Annotated in this window: 17 protein-coding genes and 1 pseudogene; 13 read left to right on the top strand and 5 right to left on the bottom strand. The window is 61.7% G+C overall.

Annotated elements, in window-relative coordinates; genetic code table 11:
- Window positions 1-16 precede the first annotated feature (16 nt).
- The 6 genes and pseudogenes from QA646_RS18805 (at window position 17) to QA646_RS18780 (ending at window position 6,823) form a co-directional block, all read left to right on the top strand.
- The gene (locus QA646_RS18805; RefSeq protein ID WP_283056881.1) at window positions 17-1,399 is read left to right on the top strand and encodes an amidohydrolase family protein; all 1,383 of its coding nucleotides are present in this window, start codon (window positions 17-19) and stop codon (window positions 1,397-1,399) included.
- Window positions 1,399-2,720 (top strand): annotated as a pseudogene (locus QA646_RS18800) (Zn-dependent hydrolase). Before QA646_RS18805 ends, QA646_RS18800 begins: the two are co-directional and overlap by 1 nt.
- Entirely contained in the window at window positions 2,677-3,777 is a 1,101-nt protein-coding gene (locus QA646_RS18795) for a DUF917 domain-containing protein (RefSeq protein WP_283056879.1), read from the top strand. Before QA646_RS18800 ends, QA646_RS18795 begins: the two are co-directional and overlap by 44 nt.
- Before the next feature lie 18 nt (window positions 3,778-3,795).
- Entirely contained in the window at window positions 3,796-4,125 is a 330-nt protein-coding gene (locus tag QA646_RS18790) for a TfoX/Sxy family protein (protein ID WP_283056878.1), read from the top strand.
- Window positions 4,126-4,360: 235 nt separating this feature from the next.
- Window positions 4,361-6,037, top strand: coding sequence for a urocanate hydratase (locus tag QA646_RS18785; RefSeq protein ID WP_283056877.1), 1,677 nt, complete (start codon window positions 4,361-4,363; stop codon window positions 6,035-6,037).
- 111 nt (window positions 6,038-6,148) lie between these two features.
- Entirely contained in the window at window positions 6,149-6,823 is a 675-nt protein-coding gene (locus tag QA646_RS18780) for a hypothetical protein (RefSeq protein WP_283056876.1), read from the top strand.
- Between the two features lie 103 nt (window positions 6,824-6,926).
- Here the strand turns inward: QA646_RS18780 and QA646_RS18775 are convergent, their stop codons facing one another.
- Window positions 6,927-8,207, bottom strand: a complete 1,281-nt coding sequence (locus QA646_RS18775; RefSeq protein ID WP_283056875.1) for an MFS transporter — start codon at window positions 8,205-8,207, stop codon at window positions 6,927-6,929.
- A 96-nt stretch (window positions 8,208-8,303) separates the two neighbouring features.
- Between QA646_RS18775 and QA646_RS18770 the strand changes: the two genes are divergently transcribed.
- Complete coding sequence (locus QA646_RS18770) at window positions 8,304-9,179, top strand: LysR family transcriptional regulator (protein ID WP_283056874.1); 876 nt, start codon at window positions 8,304-8,306, stop codon at window positions 9,177-9,179.
- Window positions 9,180-9,396: 217 nt separating this feature from the next.
- Window positions 9,397-10,611: a bifunctional phosphopantothenoylcysteine decarboxylase/phosphopantothenate--cysteine ligase CoaBC gene (coaBC, locus tag QA646_RS18765; protein WP_283056873.1), complete on the top strand. Its 1,215-nt coding sequence runs from the start codon at window positions 9,397-9,399 to the stop codon at window positions 10,609-10,611.
- Here coaBC and QA646_RS18760 read toward each other — a convergent pair.
- Window positions 10,595-11,410, bottom strand: a complete 816-nt coding sequence (locus tag QA646_RS18760; RefSeq protein ID WP_283056872.1) for a class II glutamine amidotransferase — start codon at window positions 11,408-11,410, stop codon at window positions 10,595-10,597. The two genes, coaBC and QA646_RS18760, sit on opposite strands and share 17 nt — an antisense overlap.
- Before the next feature lie 899 nt (window positions 11,411-12,309).
- Between QA646_RS18760 and otsB the strand changes: the two genes are divergently transcribed.
- Complete coding sequence (otsB, locus tag QA646_RS18755; protein ID WP_283056871.1) at window positions 12,310-13,104, top strand: trehalose-phosphatase; 795 nt, start codon at window positions 12,310-12,312, stop codon at window positions 13,102-13,104.
- Window positions 13,105-13,155: 51 nt separating this feature from the next.
- Complete coding sequence (gene otsA, locus QA646_RS18750) at window positions 13,156-14,532, top strand: alpha,alpha-trehalose-phosphate synthase (UDP-forming) (protein WP_283056870.1); 1,377 nt, start codon at window positions 13,156-13,158, stop codon at window positions 14,530-14,532.
- A 10-nt stretch (window positions 14,533-14,542) separates the two neighbouring features.
- Here otsA and QA646_RS18745 read toward each other — a convergent pair whose 3' ends face one another.
- Complete coding sequence (locus tag QA646_RS18745) at window positions 14,543-15,445, bottom strand: LysR family transcriptional regulator (RefSeq protein WP_283056869.1); 903 nt, start codon at window positions 15,443-15,445, stop codon at window positions 14,543-14,545.
- Between the two features lie 96 nt (window positions 15,446-15,541).
- On the opposite strand from QA646_RS18745, the gene QA646_RS18740 reads away from it, so the two are divergent.
- The gene (locus tag QA646_RS18740; RefSeq protein WP_283058916.1) at window positions 15,542-16,492 is read left to right on the top strand and encodes a choline ABC transporter substrate-binding protein; all 951 of its coding nucleotides are present in this window, start codon (window positions 15,542-15,544) and stop codon (window positions 16,490-16,492) included.
- 19 nt (window positions 16,493-16,511) lie between these two features.
- A complete protein-coding gene (betC, locus tag QA646_RS18735) occupies window positions 16,512-18,026 on the top strand; it encodes a choline-sulfatase (RefSeq protein WP_283056868.1) in 1,515 nt (504 codons plus the stop codon).
- A gap of 48 nt (window positions 18,027-18,074) precedes the next feature.
- Here the strand turns inward: betC and tsaA are convergent, their stop codons facing one another.
- A complete protein-coding gene (tsaA, locus tag QA646_RS18730; RefSeq protein ID WP_283056867.1) occupies window positions 18,075-18,596 on the bottom strand; it encodes a tRNA (N6-threonylcarbamoyladenosine(37)-N6)-methyltransferase TrmO in 522 nt (173 codons plus the stop codon).
- A gap of 347 nt (window positions 18,597-18,943) precedes the next feature.
- On the opposite strand from tsaA, the gene QA646_RS18725 reads away from it, so the two are divergent.
- A complete protein-coding gene (locus tag QA646_RS18725) occupies window positions 18,944-20,182 on the top strand; it encodes an MFS transporter (protein WP_283056866.1) in 1,239 nt (412 codons plus the stop codon).
- A gap of 43 nt (window positions 20,183-20,225) precedes the next feature.
- On the opposite strand, the gene QA646_RS18720 is transcribed toward QA646_RS18725, so the two are convergent.
- A complete protein-coding gene (locus tag QA646_RS18720) occupies window positions 20,226-21,809 on the bottom strand; it encodes a peptide chain release factor 3 (protein WP_283056865.1) in 1,584 nt (527 codons plus the stop codon).
- Between the last annotated feature and the right edge of the window lie 49 nt (window positions 21,810-21,858).

Genomic DNA, 21,858 nt, shown 5'->3' with positions numbered 1-21,858 from the left:
CGGGCGGAGACTGGATATGGCTGACTTCGATCTCGTTCTGCAGGGCACCGTGGTTCTTCCCGAACGCATCGTGGAAGGGGGTTATGTCGCCGTGCGCAACGGCAAGATCGCTGAGATCGGTATCGGCATCCCACCCGCAGGGCGCGAACGGCATCTGCTTGGAAAAGCCCTGATCCTGCCCGGCGCGATCGATGCGCAGGTCCATTCCCTCTCCCAGAAGGACCAGGAGGATTTCATCTGGTCGACGCGCTCGGCGGCAGCCGGCGGCGTTACCACCATCGTCGACATGCCCTATGACGAAGGCAATCTCGTCTGCTCGGCAGCGGCGGTGAAAAAGAAGATCGATCATGCCGCTCCGCAAGCCCGCGTCGACTTTGCCCTATATGGCACCGTCGACCCGGAAGAAGGCCCGGCGCGCATCCGCGAAATGGTGGAGGCCGGCGTCGCCGCCTTCAAATTTTCGACATTCGGCACGGATCCGAAGCGCTTCCCGCGCATCCCGCCTGCCCTGCTCGACGCCTGCTTTGCCGCGATCGCGCCGACCGGACTGACGGCGGGCGTGCATAACGAGGATGATGAAGCGGTTCGCAGCTATATGGAACAGGTGAAGGCGAGCGGCATTACCGACTATCGCGCCCACGGCCTGTCGCGTCCGCCGATCACCGAATTGCTCGCCATGCATACGATCTTCGAGACGGGCGCGAACACCGGCTGCCCGGCGCATGTGGTGCATTGCTCGCTTGGCCGCGGCTACGATATTGCCCGTGCTTACCGCCGCGACGGCTTCGAGGCGACGGTGGAGTGCTGCATTCACTATCTGACGCTGGACGAGGAAAACGACGTGAAGCGCCTTGGCGGCAAGGCAAAGATCAACCCGCCGATCCGCCCACGCGCCAAAGTGGAGACGCTGTGGCGCAAGGTGGCGGAAGGCAATGTCTGGCTCGTTTCGACTGACCATGTCAGTTGGTCGGAAAACCGCAAGACCAATCCGGATATGTTGGCAAACGCATCGGGCGTTCCGGGCCTCGAAGTCATGGTGCCGCTCTTCGTCAAGGGCGCGTTAGAGCGCGGCGTGCCGCTCACCTGGGCGGCGAAGCTGATGGCGGAGAACCCCGCCAGGCATTTCCGCCTCGACCATCTCAAGGGCGCGCTGACGCCGGGAAAGGATGCCGACATCGTCGTGCTGGAACCGCGAGAAACCGTCTACGACGCCGCTTCGAGCGGCAACAACGTCGTCGGCTGGAGCCCCTATAATGGTATCCGCCTGCCTTGGACGGTATCCGCAACCTATCTGAGAGGCAAGCAGATTGCCGACAGAAACAAAGTATTGGCCGAGCCGGGCAGCGGCAGATTTGTCCGCCCTCTTCCTCGCCAGATTATCGCCGGAGAGACTGCCTGATGAATCAACCGAAACGCCACAACCTGCCCGTCAACGCCGACCGCATCGCCGAGGATATCGAGGCGCTGGCAGGGATCACTGAACCCGATCACCCCTGGACGCGCCGCGCCTTCTCCCCGCTTTTTCTGGAAGGCCGCGCTTACATTGAGGCGCGCATGAGGGCGGCGGGGCTCACGACGCGCATCGACGCCGCCGGCAATCTGATCGGCCGGCGCGCGGGCGCAAAACCCGGCCTCGGCACGATCCTCGTCGGCTCGCATTCCGATACCGTACCCGATGGCGGCCGCTTCGACGGCATTGCCGGCACGATTGCGGCACTGGAGGTCGCCCGCTCCCTCAAGGATCGTGATATCGAGCTCGACCATGATCTGGAGATCGTCGATTTCCTGGCTGAGGAAGTCAGCATCTTCGGCGTGTCCTGCATCGGCAGCCGCGGCATGACCGGGCAGATCCCTGAGGCATGGCTTACCCGCGTGAGCGGCGACCGCACGCTTTCCCAGGGCATCGCCGAAGTCGGCGGCGATCCTTCGGTGCTGCTCGCCCAGAAGCGTCCGGATCTCGCAGGCTTCCTAGAACTGCATATCGAGCAGGGTCCTGTGCTGGAAGCCGAGAACAAGGATGTCGGCATCGTCACGGCGATCGCCGGCATCACCCGCATCGAGATCACCGTGGAAGGTCGCGCCGACCATGCCGGCACGACGCCGATGGACCGGCGTGCGGATGCGCTGGTGGCAGCCTCGCAGCTCGTGCTCGATATCCGGAGCCGGGCAGCCGAGCAGGCGAAGACACCGGGCCATTTCGCCGCGACCGTCGGCGAATTCCGCATCGAGCCGAACGCCGCCAATGTCGTGCCATCGAAGGTGGTGCTGCTGATCGACGGCCGCGCCGAAATCCGCAGCGACATGGAAGAGTTCCTGGCCTGGATCGATGGTGCAGCGCAACGGATAGCGGAAGCTTACGGAGTGACCATCAAGTCGCCGGTCCGCGTCTCCGACAATTTTCCGACGCCGGGCGCCCCCGTATTGCTCGAAACATTGGAGCGCGCCTGCGACGCGGTCGGCGCAAAGCATCGCCGCATGGCCTCCGGCGCCGGCCACGACACGGCCTGGATCGCCAAGGTCGCCCCTGCCGCCATGATCTTCGTGCCCTGCAAGGAAGGCCGCAGCCATTGCGCCGAGGAATGGGCTGAGAACGACGACATCGCCATGGGCGCGGCCGTGCTGTTCGAAGCCGTGCGCGACATGGACAGGAACCTCAAACGAAACGGGGAGTAGCCGATGGGACGCATACTCGTTGCCAGGGATGTGGAAGCGGCCGTTAAAGGCGGCTCCGTCTATGCAGCAGGCGGTGGCGGCTGGGCCGATCACGGCCGCATGCTCGGCTATGCGGCCGTCAATGTCGGCAAGCCGGAGCTGATATCGATCGATGAACTCGACGACAACGACTGGATCGCAACGGCCGCCGCGATCGGCGCGCCGGCCTCCACGACCGCCTGGGAAATGCAGGGCATCGATTACGTCAAAGCCGTGCAACTGCTGCAGGACGAGCTCGGCGAGAAGCTTTCCGGCCTGATCATCGGCCAGAACGGCAAGTCCTCGACGCTGAACGGCTGGCTGCCGTCGGCCATTCTCGGAACGAAGGTCGTGGACGCGGTCGGCGACATCCGCGCCCATCCGACCGGCGACATGGGCTCGATCGGCATGGCGGGGTCGCCCGAGCAGATGATCCAGACCGCCGTCGGCGGTAACCGCGCCGAGAACCGCTATATCGAGCTGGTCGTGAAGGGCGCAACGGCGAAGATTTCGCCGATCCTACGCGCGGCGTCCGACCAGTCCGGCGGCTTCATTGCCTCGTGCCGCAACCCGCTACGGGCCTCCTATATCCGCACTCACGCAGCGCTCGGCGGCATCTCCATGGCGCTTTCGCTCGGCGAAGCGATCATCGAGGCGGAGAAGAAGAGCGGCAGCGCCGTCATCGACGCCATCTGCAAGACGACCGGCGGCCACATTCTGGCCGAAGGAACGATCACCAAGAAGGATGTCGTCTACACAAAAGAAGCCTTCGACATCGGCACCATCAGGGTCGGTAGCGGCGAGAAGGCCGCCATCATGCATGTGATGAACGAATACATGGCTGTCGAAGATGCCGGTGGCAAGCGCCTGGCGACCTTCCCCTCCGTCATCACGACGCTGTCGCCGGAAGGCGAACCCTTGAGCGTCGGCCAGTTGCATGAGGGCATGAAGGTCTTCATCCTGCATGTGCCGATGGATATTATTCCGCTTTCAGCCAGCGTGCTCGACCCGACTGTCTATCCTTCCGTCGAAAAGGCCATGGGGATCGAGATCGCGAAATACGCTCTGGCCGGCAAGAAAGGCTGAAGAGCGCAGGAGGATCGAATGGCCCGTGACGCAGGTCTTGAAGAGTTGCTAAGAGAGGAGATAGGGCAAAGGCCGGGGCTCAGCGAAAAGGCGATGTTCGGCGGCTGGGCCCTTCTTCTCAACGGCCATCTGCTTTGCGGCGCCCGCGAAGACGGCATGCTGATCCGCCTCGGCAAGGGCAACGATACCTGGGCGCTGCAACAGCCTGATGTCAAACCCATGCTGTCGGGCAGCCGTGAAATGCAGGGATGGGTGCGCGCCGGGCCTGGGGCCTATGGCAACGACATGTTGCGCAAGCGACTGCTGATCGCAGCGCTGAATTTCGTCCAGGGCCTGCCGCCGAAGTGAACGAGTTTTCCTCTTCTCCCCTCGGGGAGAAGATGTCCGTCAGGACAGATGAGGGGGGTGAGCGACAAAGGAGCGAGCGTCTGAGCGGCAAGCGAAGACGGCATATGCCGGGCCCGCCCCCTCATCCGACCCTTCGGGCCACCTTCTCCCCGAGGGGAGAAGGGAGAATGCCAAACGGCCACCCTCTTCTCCCCGCCGGGGAGAAGGTGGAACACTTAGACACGAGGACCAGACCATGCCGAAAGCCAATCCACGTCATCCGAAATTCCCCATTCCGGGCGGCCCGGAGCTGCGTGCCAAGGGCTGGCGGCAGGAGGCGCTGCTGCGCCTGCTCGAAAACGTGCTCTCGGTCGGCGAAGATCCGGACAATCTCGTCGTCTACGCAGCCCTCGGCAAGGCGGCCCGCAACTGGGCCGCACATAAGGGCATCGTGAAGGCGCTCACCGAAATGGATGAGAACCAGACCCTGCTCATTCAATCCGGCAAACCGATAGGCCTCATTCGCACGCATGACAAGGCGCCGCTGGTCATCATGGCGAACTGCAATATCGTCGGGCAATGGGCGAAGGCCGAGGTCTTCTATGAGCTGCAGCGCAAGGGCCTGATCTGCTGGGGTGGACTCACCGCCGGCGCTTGGCAGTATATCGGCAGCCAGGGCGTGATCCAGGGCACCTACGAAATCTTCATGCGTATCGCCGAGCGCCGTTTCGGGGGCGATCTCTACGGGCGTTTCGTACTCACCGCCGGTCTCGGCGGCATGGGCGGCGCGCAGCCGCTCGCCGGACGCATGGCGGGGGCCGCGATCCTCTGCGTCGACATCGATGCGGAGCGCGCCAGGAAGCGGCAGGACATCGGCTATCTGCAGGAAATCGCGCCCGATCTCGATTCCGCGCTGGCGATGATTGACGCGGCGATCAAGGAGAAGCGAGCGCTTTCCGTCGGCCTCGTCGGCAATGCGGCAGAAATCTATCCCGAGATCGCGAGGCGCGGCATCGTGCCCGATATCGTCACGGACCAGACTTCGGCCCACGATCTCGTCTATGGCTATGTGCCAAAGGGCATGAGCCTGAGCCAAGTCAAAGACCTGCGAGACGACGGCCAGGGACAGTTGATGGCGGCAAGCCGCGCCTCGATCGTCGAGCATGTGAAGGCCATGCTGGACTTCCAGAGACAAGGCTCTGAAGTCTTCGACAATGGCAACCTGATCCGCACCCAGGCGAAGGAAGGCGGCGTTGCCAACGCCTTCGACATCCCGATCTTCACCGAAGCCTATCTGCGGCCGCTCTTCTGCCGCGCCATAGGCCCGTTCCGCTGGATGGCACTTTCCGGCGAGGAAAGCGACATCGCCCGCATCGACGATCTGCTGCTGGAAATGTTCCCCGACAACAAGATCATCACCAACTGGATCCGCCTCGCCCGCCAGCACGTGCCCTTCGAAGGGCTGCCGGCGCGTATTGCTTGGCTTGGCCATGGCGAGCGCACGGCGCTTGCCCGCCGCGTCAACGAGCTTGTGGCAAGCGGCGAACTCAAAGGTCCGATTGCCTTTTCGCGCGATCACCTCGATGCCGGCGCCATGGCGCATCCGAATATCATGACCGAGCGCATGAAGGATGGCTCCGACGCTGTCGCCGACTGGCCGCTGATCGATGCCATGATGCTCTGCTCGTCCATGGCCGATCTCGTCGTCGTCCACTCCGGCGGCGGCGGCTATGCCGGCTATATGACGAGCTGCGGCGTCACCGTGGTCGCCGATGGGACGCCGGCCGCCGACGAACGGCTCGATCATGCGCTGACCAACGACACCGCGCTTGGCGTCATGCGCTATGCCGATGCGGGCTACGAGGAAGCGCTGGACGAAGTTGCGAAAAAGGATGTGCCCTATATCCGTCTCGGAGAGGGCATCTGTTCTTAGCGACTTCGAGAGACTATGGTCCCGGGCGTTTCGAAAACGATATGTTTTACACGCAATTCCGGGCGGAAAACCGCTACACACTTTTCCTGGAATTGCTTTGGAGAGTTGCCCGTGATCCCCTGGACCTTGCTCGATACAGCGAAAATCCCCGGTGGCGGCGAGCTACGGCTGAAGCAGCGCGGCCAGGAATTTTCCATCATGCTCGGCACTAACGAGCTGATGAACAGCCGCTTGAGCGGCTCTGAACGGGCGCTCGCCACGCTTTCCTGCGAGAAGATCAAGGGCCGGAAGGCGCCGCATATACTGATCGGCGGCCTCGGCATGGGATTTACCTTGCGCGCGGCCCTCGGCGAACTCGGTGCGGACGCCAAGGTCACGGTTGCGGAGCTGGTTCCGGCAGTCGTTTCATGGGCACGCGGCCCGATGGCAACGGTCTTCGACGGCTGCCTCGACGACCCGCGCGTCGCCATTCATGAAGGCGATGTGCGTCCGCTCATCCGTGCCCGCAAGGCGACTTACGACGCCATCCTCCTCGATGTCGACAATGGTCCGGACGGCATTACATCCGAGGCCAATGACGGCCTCTATGACTATCAGGGTATCAAGGCGTCGCGCGACGCGTTGCGTCCCGGCGGCGTGCTGGCAGTCTGGTCTTCGGGACCTGACGAGCGTTTCACGCGGCGGCTGCGCGACAGCGGTTTTGCCGCCGAGGTGGTCAATACGCGCGCCAATGGCAAGAGCGGCGCGCGTCATGTCATCTGGCTGGCAACGAAGACAGCATCGTGATGTCCGAGCGGCTAAGCCTTGCGGAAGACGAGACGCGTCTTCTCACCAAACCCATGTATCGGATGATCAAAATGGTCGACACGGATCATGGCAGCCTCCCGCCTCAACGACGCGCTACCTTTGCAACGGCAAGGGCGCTGACGAGACACATTGCCAGCATGACGAGGATAAAGGCAACCACGGCATTCCAGCCGTCGGCAAGCCAGAAATAACCGCCGACCGAACCAGCAATGCTGGAGCCCAGATAATAGGCCAGCAGGTAGAGCGAGGAGGCATGCCCCTTGAAGCTGCGGGCAAGCCGCCCAACAAGCGCGCTGGCGACGGAGTGGGTCATGAAGAAGCCGATCGTCACCAGAACGATGCCAAGGATGATGAGCGGCAAGGAACCGGAAAGCGTCACCGCTACGCCGAGTGCCGCGATCAGCACGCCCACCGGCAGCACGACGAAATGGCCGATGCGATCGCCGAGGAGACCCGCAACCCACGAGGCGACGATGCCGAAGAGATAGGCCGTGAAGATCAGGCCGAGCTCGGTCTGGCTGAGATCGTAGGGCGCGGCGACGAGGCGGAAGCCGACATAATTATAGACGGTGACGAAGGAACCCATGGCGAGGAAACCGATGGCAAAGAGCAGCGGCAGCGCCGGGTTGCGGAAGTGACCGGCCCAGGCCTTCACGTGAAAGGTGGCATTGAAGCCTTTTCGCGGGGCAAAATTGCGGGACGGTGGCAGTAAATAGAGGAAGCCGAGGGCGGCGCTCAGGCCGAGAATGCCGACAACGGCCAGTGCCGGCCGCCAGCTTAGGAATTCGGCGATCGTACCCGTCACCACGCGGCCGGCCATGCCGCCAAAAGCATTGCCGGCAATATAGAGACCCATGGCGCCGCCAAGGCCGCGCGGTTCGATCTCCTCGGCCAGATAGGTCATGGCGACAGCCGGTACGCCGCCCAGCAGGAAGCCTTCGAGCGCGCGAACGACAAGCAACATATGCCAGCTCGGCGACGCCGCGCAGACGAGCGTACAAATTGCTGCACCGAGCAGCGATATGAACATCAGGCTGCGACGGCCGAGGCTTTCGGAAACGGCGGCCGCACCGAAAATCGCAAAGGCCAGGAAGCCGGTCGAAAGCGACAGTGACAGCGAACTTGCAGCGGGCGTGACACCGAAATCCTCGGAAAAGATCGGCATCAGCGGCTGCACGCAATAGAGCAGCGAAAAGGTGGCAAAGCCCGAGAGAAACAGAGCAATGGTCGCGCGGCGGAAGGCGGGCGTTCCGCGCGTCAGGAATTGGCGGGACTCGATCTGCGGCTCATTCCTGACGAGCGTCAGTTCGGGACGGGACGGGACTTCGGAAGCAACGGTTTGCTTGCTGGCGGCGCGGAACATGGGGCACACAACCTTTCTTGCCCTCAAATCTAGTCAGGCCCGCTTCATTAGTCCAATATATGGAACAGGCGATCTCAATAGCTTTTGGAGATAGCGATGGAGCTACGTCATATCCGCTATTTTCTGGCACTCGCGGAAGCGGGAAATTTCACCCGCGCCGCCGCCAATCTCGGCATCGGCCAGCCGCCGCTCAGCCAACAGATCCGGGACCTGGAAAACGAGGTGGGAGCACAACTGTTCCACCGAGTACCGCATGGCGCGGAGTTGACGGCAGCCGGCGAGGCCTTTCTCACAGAAGCGAGAGCGGCGGTCGAAGCGGCGGAAAAGGCAAAGCTCGCCGCCCAGCGTGCCAATCGCGGCGAAATCGGGCGGCTGGCACTCGGCTTCACCGCATCCTCGGCCTTCAACACCATCGTCACGGCGACCATCCGCGAATTTCGAGGTCATTGGCCGGAAGTGCGGCTTTCATTGACCGAGATGAACACCCAAGGGCTGATGGAACGGCTAATGCGCGGCGAGATCGATGCTGCCTTTATCCGCCCAGGCCTGGAAGACCCGCGGGATGTGCGCCTGAAGCGCTTTGCCGACGAGCCGATGCTGATCGCGCTGCCGGCGCATCATCCGTTGGCGAAGAAAGAGCGCGTGCCGGTTGCAGCGTTGGCCGGCGAGCCCTTCATCCTCTTCCCGCGCATGGTGGGGCTCAGCCTCTATGACGATATCGTCGCGGCCTGCCGCGAAGCGGGCTTCGAGCTCGTGGTGATGCAGGAGGCGCCGCAAATCCCCTCCGTCGTCAATCTCGTCGCCGCCAATCTGGGCGTTTCCATCGTTCCGGCTTCCATCGCACAGATCAAGCTCGACGGCGTGGCCTATCGACCGATCGATGGGCCGCCGGTCGTGGCGCGGCTTGGCCTTGCGAGCCTCAAAGCGCAGCGATCGCCCGTTGTTGCCAATCTCATGAGCCTGATAGCATAGTCAGGCGCTCTGCTCCCAATTCTCTGTGCATCGGACAGAAAAACAGACACGTTCTCACACATAGCTGGTCGATGGCAGCGCCTCGATCACGCGCCGACAAAGGTGGGCATCTTCATCGACTTCTCGTCGATATCTTCGCCTGATACGGCTGCCGATTGCCTATTGTGTGCCAAAGGCTTAGGTTCATGAGCATAAAAACAGGCGACGGGTTCGGGCCATGGTTCTCGCGGGAAAACGCATCCTTCTCATCATTTCCGGCGGCATCGCGGCCTATAAGAGCCTCGACCTCATTCGGCGGCTACGCGAGCGCGGCGCGTCCGTCCGCCCGATCATGACATCGGGGGCACAGCAATTCATCACGCCGCTTGCCGTCGGCGCGCTGGCGGCGGATCATGTCTTCACCGACCTGTTTTCCCGACAAGACGAGCAGGATGTCGGCCATATCAGGCTGGCGCGTGACTGTGACCTGGTGCTGATTGCGCCGGCGACCGCCGATCTCCTGGCCAAGATGGCCAATGGCCTTGCCGATGACCTTGCGTCGACCGTGCTGCTCGCGACCGACCGGCCCGTGCTCGCAGCACCTGCCATGAATCCGAGGATGTGGGCGCATCCGGCAACGAAGCGCAATATCGAGATATTGAGGGGCGACGGCATCCGCTTCGTCGGGCCTATGGCCGGCGAAATGGCCGAGAGCAAGGAGGCCGGCACCGGTCGCATGGCCGAGCCGCTGGAGATCGTCGCTGCCGCCGAGATGCGGCTGGATGACAGGGCAAGACCACTCGCCGGCAGGAAGGCCGTCGTCACGTCGGGTCCGACGCATGAGCCGATCGACCCGGTGCGCTATATCGCCAACCGCTCTTCCGGCAGGCAAGGCCATGCCATCGCCGCAGCACTTGCGGCTCTCGGCGCCGATGTCACGCTCGTTTCCGGGCCTGTTTCGATCCCCGATCCGATGGGCATGCATGTCGTCCATGTCGAGCGGGCGGAAGAGATGCGCGATGCCGTGCTTTCGGCACTTCCGGCCGACATCGCCGTGATGGTTGCGGCTGTCGCCGACTGGCGCGTCGCCTCGGCCGCCGATCAGAAGATCAAGAAACATCCGGGCGAATCCATTCCGACGTTGGCGCTCACCGAAAATCCCGACATCCTGAAAACCGTCGGCCATCACACGCAGCGACCGAAAGTCGTCATCGGCTTTGCCGCCGAAACGCAGGACGTAGAGGTGAATGCCAGGGCGAAACTGGAGCGCAAGGGTGCCGACATGATCGTCGCCAACGATGTCTCGCCGTCAACCGGCATCATGGGCGGCACGCGGAACAGCGTGAAACTCGTCCGCCATAGCGGCGTGGAGCAATGGCCCGATCTCGACAAGGAAGAAGTGGCGGTGCGTCTGGCGGCTTTGATTGCCGAACAGTTCAAGCTGGGATCGTGAGAGGCGCTTCCGGTCCGACGGATGCGCGCTTTTCCGGCTGGAAGGGCGTGATGTGGACGCCCATATCGTCTATCAATACGGCGCTGCCATCCGGAACTTCCGTCCAGGCATCGATATCGTCGTTCAACGGCTCAGATACGAGGCAATAGCCGCTGCCGACAGGCGAGGCATAGAGCGTCGGCGCCTTACGGTCGGTGGCATAGCGCACCGCATACAGCGACTTGCCATCGGAAAAAGCGGCCGTGAAGCGCACAAGCGCGGAACCGGTCAGATGAACCGACAGGCCCTCGGCAAAACCGATGGTTTCCGAGATCGCGGCAAACGGATTGGATGCAAGACCGAATTGCAAGGCCAGCAGGAACAGAAGCTCGGAATCGGTCGTGCCGCCGCGGGCGTGAAAAAGCTGATCATCGAGCATGGATTCCATCGGCCGGCGCAACCGGTCGAAATTGGAAATCTGCCCGTTGTGCTGGAAGGACCAGTTCTCATGCACGAAAGGATGGCAATTGTCGCGACGCGTGCCGCCGCCGGTCGCCGCGCGGACATGGGCGAGAAAGAGCGGCGAACGGATCTGGCGTGCCAAGCTCTTGAGATTGCAATCGGACCAGGCAGGCAAGATATCGCGATAGCGGCCCGGTTCCGGCCGGTCGCCATACCAGGCAATGCCGAATCCATCGCCGTTGGTCGCCGTCTTGGCGCGCGTGGCGCAGTGCGATTGCTCGATCAGGGAGTGGGCAGGCGAAGACACCAGCTCTTCCAGATAGAGGGGGTCTCCACGATAGGCTGCCCAGCGACACATGCGTCTTTCGCTCCAATTCCCGCTCGCTTCCTGTCCCGCGGGAGAATGTCAAAATCAAGGACGATTGTTCGTACCGAATAGGTAATAAACTCTTAATTTACCAACGATTGAGAGGCGAAGGTGACAGATATTTGACACTTCGTCCGATCACATTTTGGCTGAGCAGCATTATTCTTCTGTGAACATACCTGCGGCTCTGTAGCCTCTCGCTGCAGCTTGATGAAGATGTCAGCTTGGCCTATATTGAGGGAGTGAGGGGCGGGTTGCAGCCCACCCCTCGTTTGCTTTAGCTGAAGAAATTGACCCGGACTTGCACTTGCCAGCTAGTCCGGGTTTTTCTTACCCAAAGCGTGATGCTAAGTGGAAACCACATAGCTCACCTCCTTGTTGACGGCGAGGCCGATCGCCACGGTCGAGGTTGCCCATCTTCCCCGATCCTGTCCGCTGGCACAGACAGGCGCTGCTTTCGCTGCCAACTGCCGCGATGAATATCACGCAAAAGTTGAACGAACCCCTGCGTTTCAATGCGACATGAAGAGTGAAGCATCTCTCATGTACGCCCCTTGAAATCGATGAGATTTGAGTTACGTTAGGCATATCGTCAACGTAACGAAAGGAAGGTGATCCAATGTCTAGTGAGATTTCGGTCCGCGTATCAGGCATGGAAATGGTTGTGAGCGTTGCGAGGCAGCCCTCGCTCTGATCAAGCCTTCCGGAAGCGTTTTGCGCTTCAGGCCAGTTACGGGCCAAAACTCATGGAAGGGTCGCTTCGTGCGACCCTTTTTTGCATCTATCGATTGCCGATACTGCAGCACTTTCGGGCCGCCATTCCCGGAATAAACGTCCGTTGTGGTCGTTTTTCCCTTGCCGAACGAAAAGCGCGCCATAGCTAAGCCTCCATGACTTACGAGGAACAGCCCGAACAGGGTGAAGCCGAACCAACGCCGCCGAATGAGCCGGCGCTCACCGCACTCTCATTGTATCCTCACGAATGGGCGCTGTTCCTCGACATAGACGGAACGCTGCTCGATCTCGCCGAAACCCCGGAGGCGATCGCAGTCCCCCCGTCCCTGCCCATTGTGCTTGAGACGCTGTCCCGCCGACTCGGCGGCGCGCTGGCGCTGGTGACCGGTCGCGCGGTTGCCTTTGTGGATCCTCTGTTTGCCCCCTTCCACTTCTCTGTCGCCGGCCTGCACGGCGCTGAACGGCGCGATACGGCGGGACGCCTCCGGCGCGCGCTGATTCCGCCCGCCTTTCAGGAGATGAAGCTTAGGATCGCACGGGAGGTCCAGGTCTGGCCCGGCGTGCTCGTCGAAGACAAAGGAGCCGCTGTCGCCGTTCACTACCGGTTGGCACCCGAGCGCGAAGCCGACGTCGCCGAAACGATGCAGCGCTATCTGCAGGAAGCTGGCCCAGACTGGATCCTGCAGCACGGCAAGCTTGTGATCGAAATCTGTCCGGCGCACGCGAGCAAAGGGCATGCCATCGAAGCCTTTCTCAATGAGCCACCCTTCAACGGGCGGCGGCCTCTCGCGATCGGTGACGACGTCACCGACGAGACCATGTTCGCCGTCGCGAACCGCCTCGGCGGTCAATCCGTACGCATCGGCCCACCCAAGGGCAAGACGCTCGCCCGTGCATCCATTCCCTCGCCCGGGCGTTTACGAGAGATACTCGCGGCGCTTGCCAAATAATCTTTTTGGTCATTTCGGCTACCGCCGCGGCCCTCTTGAAAGGAGCATTCCGTGAGTCGTCTCATCATTGTTTCCAACCGCGTTTCCGTCCCCGACAACAAAGGTGCGGCAGCGGCGGGCGGGCTTGCCGTGGCGCTGCAGGCTGCCCTTGCCGAGCGCGGCGGTGTCTGGATGGGCTGGTCCGGCAAATCGAGTGGCGATATCGAACCTGAACCGCTCGTGCTGACCCAAGACGGCAATATCACGTATGCACTGACGGATCTTACCCAGACCGATGTCGAGGAATATTACCAAGGCTTCGCAAACCGTGTGCTCTGGCCGATCTGCCATTACCGGCTGGACCTGGCTGAATATGGCCGCAAGGAAATGGCGAGCTATTTCCGCGTCAACCGTTTCTTCGCTCACCGGCTGGCGCCGCTGATCGAGCCCAACGACACCATCTGGGTGCATGATTATCATCTCATTCCCTTGGCCGCGGAGCTGAGGGAAATGGGGTTCAAGAACCGCATCGGTTTTTTCCTGCACATTCCCTGGCCGCCGGCCGACGTGCTCTTTACCATGCCCGTGCACGAAGAAATCATGCGAGGCCTCTCCTCCTATGATCTTCTCGGTTTCCAGACCAAATACGATCTCGAAAATTTCGCCGGCTGCCTGAAGCGCGAAGGCATGGGGGTTGAAAACAGTCCCGGCCATTTCAGCTCTCACGGCCACAATTTTCGTGGCGGCGCCTACTCGATCGGCATCGAGACTGCGGCCTTCGCCGCCTTTGCCCGCAAGGCCGCAGCCCACAACATGGTGCGCAAGGCGCGGCAAAGCATCGAAGGCCGCGACCTGATCATCGGCGTCGACCGGCTCGATTACTCCAAAGGGATCACGCAACGCATCGACGCATTCGAACGCTTCATCACCAACAATCCGGCCCATCAGCGCCGTGTCACCTACCTGCAGATCACCCCGAAATCGCGTTCAGAGGTGCCTGAATACGAGGCGATGCAGCATGCGGTCGCCGAGCAGGCCGGCCGGGTCAACGGTGCGATCGGCACCGTCGATTGGGTGCCGATCCGCTATATCAACCGCTCGATCAGCCGTCCGATCCTCGCCGGCCTCTACCGGCTGGCGAAAGTCGGCCTGGTGACGCCGCTGCGCGACGGCATGAACCTCGTCGCCAAGGAATACGTGGCGGCGCAGGATCCGGACGATCCCGGCGTGCTGGTGCTCTCACGTTTCGCCGGTGCGGCGCGCGAATTGAAAGGTGCGTTGCTGGTCAATCCCTATGATGTTGACGGCACGGCAAATGCCTTGGCGCGCAGCATCAATATGCCGCTGGAAGAACGGCGCGAGCGCTGGCGCGGCATGATGGACCACCTGCTGGAAAACGACGTTTCGCGCTGGTGCGATACCTTCCTGACGGATCTGAGAGCGGAGTGACGGGCACCGGCTACATCACCGCCGCTTCCCTGACCAGCCATTCCGTCAGCCGCTCGGCATGAATACTCTGCGACTTCGGCGGCAGAAGCCAATAGCCGCGGTTCGGTCCGTCCAGCACCGGCCCTGCGGTCACTAGCATGCGCCCGGCCAATAGCGAATCCACCAATCCCATCCAGCCGAGCGCCAATCCCTGCTCGCCGATCGCCGCCTGAACGACCAGCGAATACGTATTGAACCGCAGATCGCCATGGCCGGCATAGCTATCGCGGCTGATGCCAAGTGCAGCGAAATAGCTCTTCCAATCGAACCAGGGCGACGGTGTTTCCGTGTCCAGATGCACGAGCGTCGCTTGTGCCAGGCGGCTTGGATCACTGAAGGGACCGTATTTTTCGGCGAAGCCCTGCGAACAGATCGGCGCGACCTTCTCAGGCAACAACAAGGCCGCTTCCGGCCCAAATTCCTCCCGTGCGCCAAAGACGACGGCGACGTCACCGTTTTCCGAATGGCTACGCTCCTGCCGCTGCGTAGCGACGATCTGGATATCCAGCTCCGGATGAAGCAGGCGAAATCGATGCATGCGGGGGATCAGCCAGAGCGCCGAAAAGGCATAGTCGGTCTTAAGCCGCACTGCCGGCCGCTCAGCCTCGGCGCGAAAGCTGCGCACCAGTGAATCGACGCCGCCGACCGCCTTCTCCGCGATCTCGAACAGGCGGCGGCCCTCGGGGGACAGCGCGACACCGCGATGCTGGCGATCGAAGAGCGTAACGCCTATCTGCTCCTCGATCCGCCGGATCTGATAGCTGACCGCCGGCTGGGTCAATCCGAGGTTTGCTGCGGCTGACGAGAGGCTGCCTGAGCGCGCCACTTCGACAAAAATTCGCAGCCATCCGAGATCAACCGGCCGCTCAGCCATAGAATTTCCTTTTGTCATCCATTGAAAAAAGCCTGCTTCACAGGCCGAATGCTACTGGTGTTCAATAAAATCAGCAAATAATAAAAGGGAACTGTCATCATGCGAATTTCTGCCATGGGCCGGCTTGCCGTCGGCGCCTTGCTGTCCGCCTTGTCCTTCACTGGCGTCGCCAGGGCCGATAGCGATTCCTGCCGCACTATCCATCTTTCCGATCCGGGCTGGACCGACATCACCTCGACCAATGGGATAACGGGTGTGCTGCTCGGCGCACTCGGCTACGAGCCTGATATCAAGACGCTCTCCGTGCCGATCGGCTATCAGTCGATGAAGACCGGCGAGATCGATGTCTTCCTCGGCAATTGGATGCCGGCACAGAAAGCCTTCGTCGACGATCTCAACAAGGCGAAAGCCATCGAAGTGCTGAACCGCAATCTTCAGGGTGCGAAATTCACCCTTGCCGTTCCGAGCTATGTCGCCGACAAGGGCATCAAGGATTTCGCCGACCTGCAGAAACATGCCGACGATTTCGACCACAAGATCTACGGCATCGAACCCGGCGCGCCGTCCAATGCCAATATCCAGAAGATGATCGACGCCAACGACTTCGGGCTGAAGGGCTGGGAACTGGTGGAATCGAGCGAGCAGGCAATGCTGTCGCAGGTCGAGCGTGCCGGCAAGGACAAGCACGCGATCGTCTTCCTCGCCTGGGCGCCGCATCCGATGAATGAGCGTTTCAAGATTGCCTATCTCTCCGGCGGCGACGCCTATTTCGGCCCAGACTACGGCGGCGCACAAGTCTACACGCTGGCGCGTACTGGCTGGTCGGCCACCTGCCCGAACGCCGCGAAATTGTTCCACAATCTGACTTTCGACATCGGCATGGAAAATTCGCTGATGGGTTCGATTCTCGGCGGCCAGGATGCCAAGACTGCGGCGACGGCTTGGCTCAAGGCGCATCCGGAGAGCTTGACGCCTTGGCTTGCAGGCGTGACAACAATCGACGGCAAGCCCGGCCTCGATGCCGTCAAGGCTGCGGTCGGTCTTTAATCCATCCAGGACATCCAATATGGCGCGCCCGAATATCCTTATCGTGATGGTCGATCAGTTGAACGGAATATTGTTTCCTGACGGCCCGGCCGATTTTCTCCACGCACCCGTGCTGAAAGCGCTGGCGAAACGCTCCGTGCGCTTCGCCAACAGCTACACGGCAAGCCCGCTCTGCGCGCCGGCGCGGGCTTCCTTCATGTCCGGCCAATTGCCGAGCCGCACTCGCGTCTATGACAATGCTGCCGAATTTGCCTCTGATATTCCGACCTTCGCACATCATCTGCGGGCGGCGGGCTATCAGACGGCGCTCTCCGGCAAGATGCATTTCGTCGGGCCGGACCAGATGCACGGCTTCGAGGAGCGACTGACCACCGATATCTACCCCGCCGATTTCGGCTGGACGCCGGACTATACGAAACCGGGCGAACGCATCGACTGGTGGTATCACAATCTCGGCTCCGTGACCGGAGCCGGCGTCGCCGAGATCACCAACCAGATGGAATATGATGACGAGGTCGCCTATCATGCGGCCCGCAAACTGCTCGACCTGTCGCGCCGACACGACGAACGGCCGTGGTGCCTGACCGTCAGCTTCACTCATCCGCACGATCCCTATGTTGCCCGCCGCCGCTTCTGGGATCTCTACGAGGACTGTCCGGCGCTCGATCCCGATGTCGCGGAAATTCCCTTCGACAAGCAGGACCCGCATTCGCAGCGGCTGATGAAGGCGAGCGATCATACTGCCTTCGACATCACGCCCGAACAGATACGCCGAGCCCGGCGCGGCTATTTCGCCAATATTTCCTATGTCGATCAAAAGATCGGCGAAATCCTCGACGCGCTGGAGCGCGGCCGCATGGCCGACAACACAATCGTGCTCTTCGTTTCCGACCATGGCGATATGCTCGGCGACCGCGGCCTGTGGTTCAAGATGAATTTCTTCGAAGGCTCGGCCCGCGTGCCGCTGATGATCGCAGCGCCCGGCTGGAATGCCCGACGCATCGATCAGCCGGTGTCGACGCTCGATGTAACGCCGACGCTTGCCGGTCTTGCCGGGATCGATATCGCCTCGCTGCGGCAATGGACGGATGGAGAGGACCTTGCTCCTCTCGTTCAAGGCACGGGAAGCCGTGGCCCGGTGCCGATGGAATATGCGGCTGAAGGATCGGAGGCGCCGCTCGTCGGCCTGCGCGACGGCCGCTATAAGCTGACGCTCTGCGACAAGGACCCGCCCCTGCTTTTCGATCTCGACGCCGACCCCAAAGAACTCACCAATCTTGCGGACGATCCCGCGCATGCCGAAATCCTGGCGCGATTGACCGCGCAAGCCAGACAGCGATGGAATCTCGCCACCTACGACGCCGCCGTACGCGAAAGCCAGGCGCGGCGATGGGTGGTCTATGCGGCGCTGCGCAACGGCGCCTATTATCCATGGGATTACCAGCCGCTGCAGAAGGCATCCGAGCGCTATATGCGCAACCATATGGACTTGAACGTGCTGGAAGAGAACCAGCGTTTTCCGCGTGGAGAGTGACGTTCCGCGGCCAAGGCCTCGCACGCTATCGTCGCAGCCGACTGAGTTTCACGCCTTCTGACAATAATGCGCCGTCTCGCCGTCGCCGGTCTGGAAATCGCCGGGCTGCGGCGGCGCGATCGGTTTGAACAGGGTGCGGTCCGGCTTCAGGTCGAGAAGCGGCGTGCCATCCAGGCAATCAAGGCCGCGCACGAGCAAGACGGCGCCTTCGACCGCCTCCAGCTTGACGATGGAGGTGCCGATCGGGTTCGGCCGCATCGGCGAGCGCAGCGAAAATGTGCCGTGCACCTTGCCGCTGGCCGGGCTTTGCAGCACAAGATCACGGCGCGAGCGGTCCAGCCAATATAGGATTTCCAGCCGCTCGAAGTTCTCCACGCCCTTCAGCGCCGGCACCCAGGGCTCGAAAATCTCGATCCGGCAGATCGGACCGTCATGCCGTCCCTGGCGCGGCGTCTCCATGCGGGAGGTCCAGGGCGTCGAAATGCGGCCGATGAAGACAAGACCGGCATCCGTCGCCGCCGGCGGCGCGATGGCGACCTCGTTTTCGCGGATTTCGTTTTCGCGGACCATGATTTCCCTCCGATACACCGGCACCGTCATCTAACGGAACAATAGTTCGGCGGCCGCACTATGGCATGGCGTTATATCTCAAGGAATATCCCGATGGCGAAATGCACTCTGTTTGGTGCAACAGGTGGCGCATTGACGCCATGGAAATTTCTGTCTAGCTGTAGCCTCATGACAATCGCAACGGTTCTCGTCGTCGTGATAGAGCGCATGGGCAGGATGGCGTAGCCATCCGGCGAAAGCACCCATGCGCGGAAAGCAGGCTCCTGACGGGGCCTTTTTTATGCCCGGAAATTGGGCCGCGCCTCGTCAGACTTTCGCTATTTCCCACCGACAAGACGGACGAGACCATGACGAGCGACAGTCCCATTCAGGCTTCCAGCACGCAGATGACTGCGATCGCTGCCCCGCCCCGCCTAACGATCCTGATCCTGCTTTCGGCTCTCGCGGTGCTGCCAGTGAACATGATCCTGCCGTCGCTGCCGCATATTGCGACAACGTTCCATGCCGATTTCGCACTCGTGAACCTTTCGGTTGCCGGTTATTCGATTATGACGGCGCTCTTGGAAGTCATCGGAGGCGCGATATCGGATCGATTTGGACGAAGGCCTGTCGTATTGACGGCTCTCGCCGTCTTCATCGTCGCATCCATCGGCTGCGTTCTGGCTCCCAACATCGGCGTTTTCCTGCTGTTTCGCGCAATGCAGGCCTGTATCGCGCCCTGCTATTCCGTCGCACTGGTTGTCATCAAGGAAACGTCGGGTGAACGCGAAGCCGCCAGCAAATTTGGGTATCTGGCCATGGGATGGGCGCTAGCACCGATGGTCGGCCCTCTGTTCGGCGGATCGCTGGACGAGCTGTTCGGATGGCAGGCATGCTTCATTGTCCTGGCGATCCTTGGCGCGGGTGCCTTCGTTTTGTCCATTCGCGAGCTGAAGGGAACGACGGCGCCTTCGTCAAGAACAAACGGGACCCATCTGGCCTCTTACGGGCTGCTGCTCGGTTCGGTACGGTTTTGGGCTTATACCCTCTGCATGGCCTGCTCGATGGGGGTCCTTTACGCATTCCTGGGTGGGGCGCCATTGGTTGTCGGCGACTCGTTTCGTGGATCGAGCGCGAAGCTCGGCTTTTACATGGGGCTGGTCCCTGCCGGCTTCATTCTGGGCAGCTATCTTGCCGGTCGTTACGCCTCAAGGATCCCGCTCACCACCATTCTCGTTCTTGCGCGTCTCTTGACCTGTCTCGGCCTGTCCGTTGGTCTGATCCTGTCGATGCTGGGCATTACCCATAGTCTCGCACTCTTCGGACCCTGCATGTTCATCGGCTTGGGCAACGGATTGACCATGCCTGCTGCCAATAGCGGCGCACTGTCCGTCCGGCCCGATCTTGTCGGCACCGCCGCGGGACTGGCCGCCGCCATGAGAATCGCCGGCGGAGCGCTGATAGGGTCGATCGCCGGCCTGTTCCTTGCGCAGTCGGCGACAATCCATACCCTGTTCGCTCTGATGCTCATATCGGCATCGCTCGCCTTGCTGGCGGCACTTTATGTAGCGCTGGTCGAGCGGCGTGCGGTCAGGCGGGTTTCATGACGGCCGGCGCGGCACGATCATCGTTCTGCGATCGACGATACTGTCACGCCGCCTTGACGGCGTGATATTCCTTGATGGCGACCATCTTGATAGCCGGATAACGTTCGGCTTCGTAGCGCAGCGAAAAGCCGTCTTGGGCGAGGAAGACCGGATCGCCGTCGAGGTCGCGGGCGATGTCGCCGCGGCGCGCGGTGACGAACTTATCGAGGTCGACGGTCTGGTCGGCGGAGATCCAGCGGCAGACGGAGAAGCGCGACATTTCGAAGGAGACCGGCAGGCCATATTCGGCCATCAACCGCTCCTTCAAGACGTCGAGTTGCAGGGCGCCGACAACCCCGACGATGGCGGGAGAACCATCTTCGGGCGAGAAGAGCTGCACGACGCCCTCTTCGGCCATCTGCTGCAGCGCTTCCTTCAGCTTCTTCGCCTTCATCGCATCCTCAAGGCGGACGCGGCGCAGGATTTCCGGCGAGAAATTCGGTACGCCTTGGAAGACCAGGGATTCGCCCTCCGTCAGTGTATCGCCGATGCGTAGCGTGCCATGATTTGGAATGCCCACGACATCGCCGGCATAGGCGGTGTCGGCAAGCTGGCGCTGAGAGGCGAAGAAGAATTGCGGCGCCGTCAGGCCGAGCTGCTTTCCGGTGCGCGACAGCCGGGCCTTCATGCCGCGTTCCAGCTTGCCGGAGCAGATGCGCGCAAAGGCGATGCGGTCGCGGTGGTTCGGGTCCATGTTGGCCTGGATCTTGAAGACGAAGGCCGTCATCTTGTCGTCGGTCGCCTGCACGGTCCTGATATCGGCGACCTGATCGCGCGGCGGCGGCGCGAAGTCGCCGAGTGCGTTGATGAGATCGCGAACACCGAAATTGCGAAGAGCCGAGCCAAAGAAAACCGGCGTCATATGGCCTTCCAGGAAGGATTCCCGGTCGAAGGGACGGCAGGCTTCGATTGCGAGCTCGGTCTCGTCGATAAAGGCTTGCCGCTCATTTTCCGGCAGCCGACCGGCGACCGCCTGCGGGCCGTTGACCGGGGTCGCCTCCACCTCGGTATCGGAACCACGGACGGTATTGTCAGCCAGACGATAGGAACCGCAGAAGGTCTTCGACCGGCCGATCGGCCAGGTGACCGGAGCGGTGTCCAGGGCCAGCTTCTCTTCCACTTCATCGAGGATCTCGAAGGGATCGCGGCTTTCGCGGTCCATCTTGTTGATGAAGGTGATGATCGGGATGTCGCGCATGCGGCAGACTTCGAACAGCTTCAGCGTCCGCGGCTCGATACCTTTGGCGGCGTCGATGACCATGACGGCGGCATCGACAGCGGTCAGCGTGCGATAGGTATCGTCGGCGAAGTCTTCGTGACCGGGCGTATCGAGAATGTTGAAGACGTTGCCGTCATATTCGAAGGTCATGACCGAGGTCACGACCGAGATGCCGCGCTCACGCTCGATCTTCATCCAGTCGGAGCGCGTCTGCATGCGATCCTTCTTGGCCTTGACTTCGCCGGCAAGCTGAATCGCGCCGCCGAAGAGCAGCAGCTTTTCGGTGAGCGTCGTCTTGCCCGCATCCGGGTGGGCGATAATAGCGAATGTGCGGCGGCGGGAAACCGCCTCGGCGAGACTTTCGGCCATGCTTGTGAAATCCTGTGAATTGCGGCTGTATCTAGCGATTCAAAGGCGG

Origin of the sequence: Rhizobium sp. CB3090, assembly GCF_029714285.1 — a bacterium.
Classification (GTDB): domain Bacteria; phylum Pseudomonadota; class Alphaproteobacteria; order Rhizobiales; family Rhizobiaceae; genus Rhizobium.
This window is presented reverse-complemented; position numbering and strand designations above follow the sequence as displayed.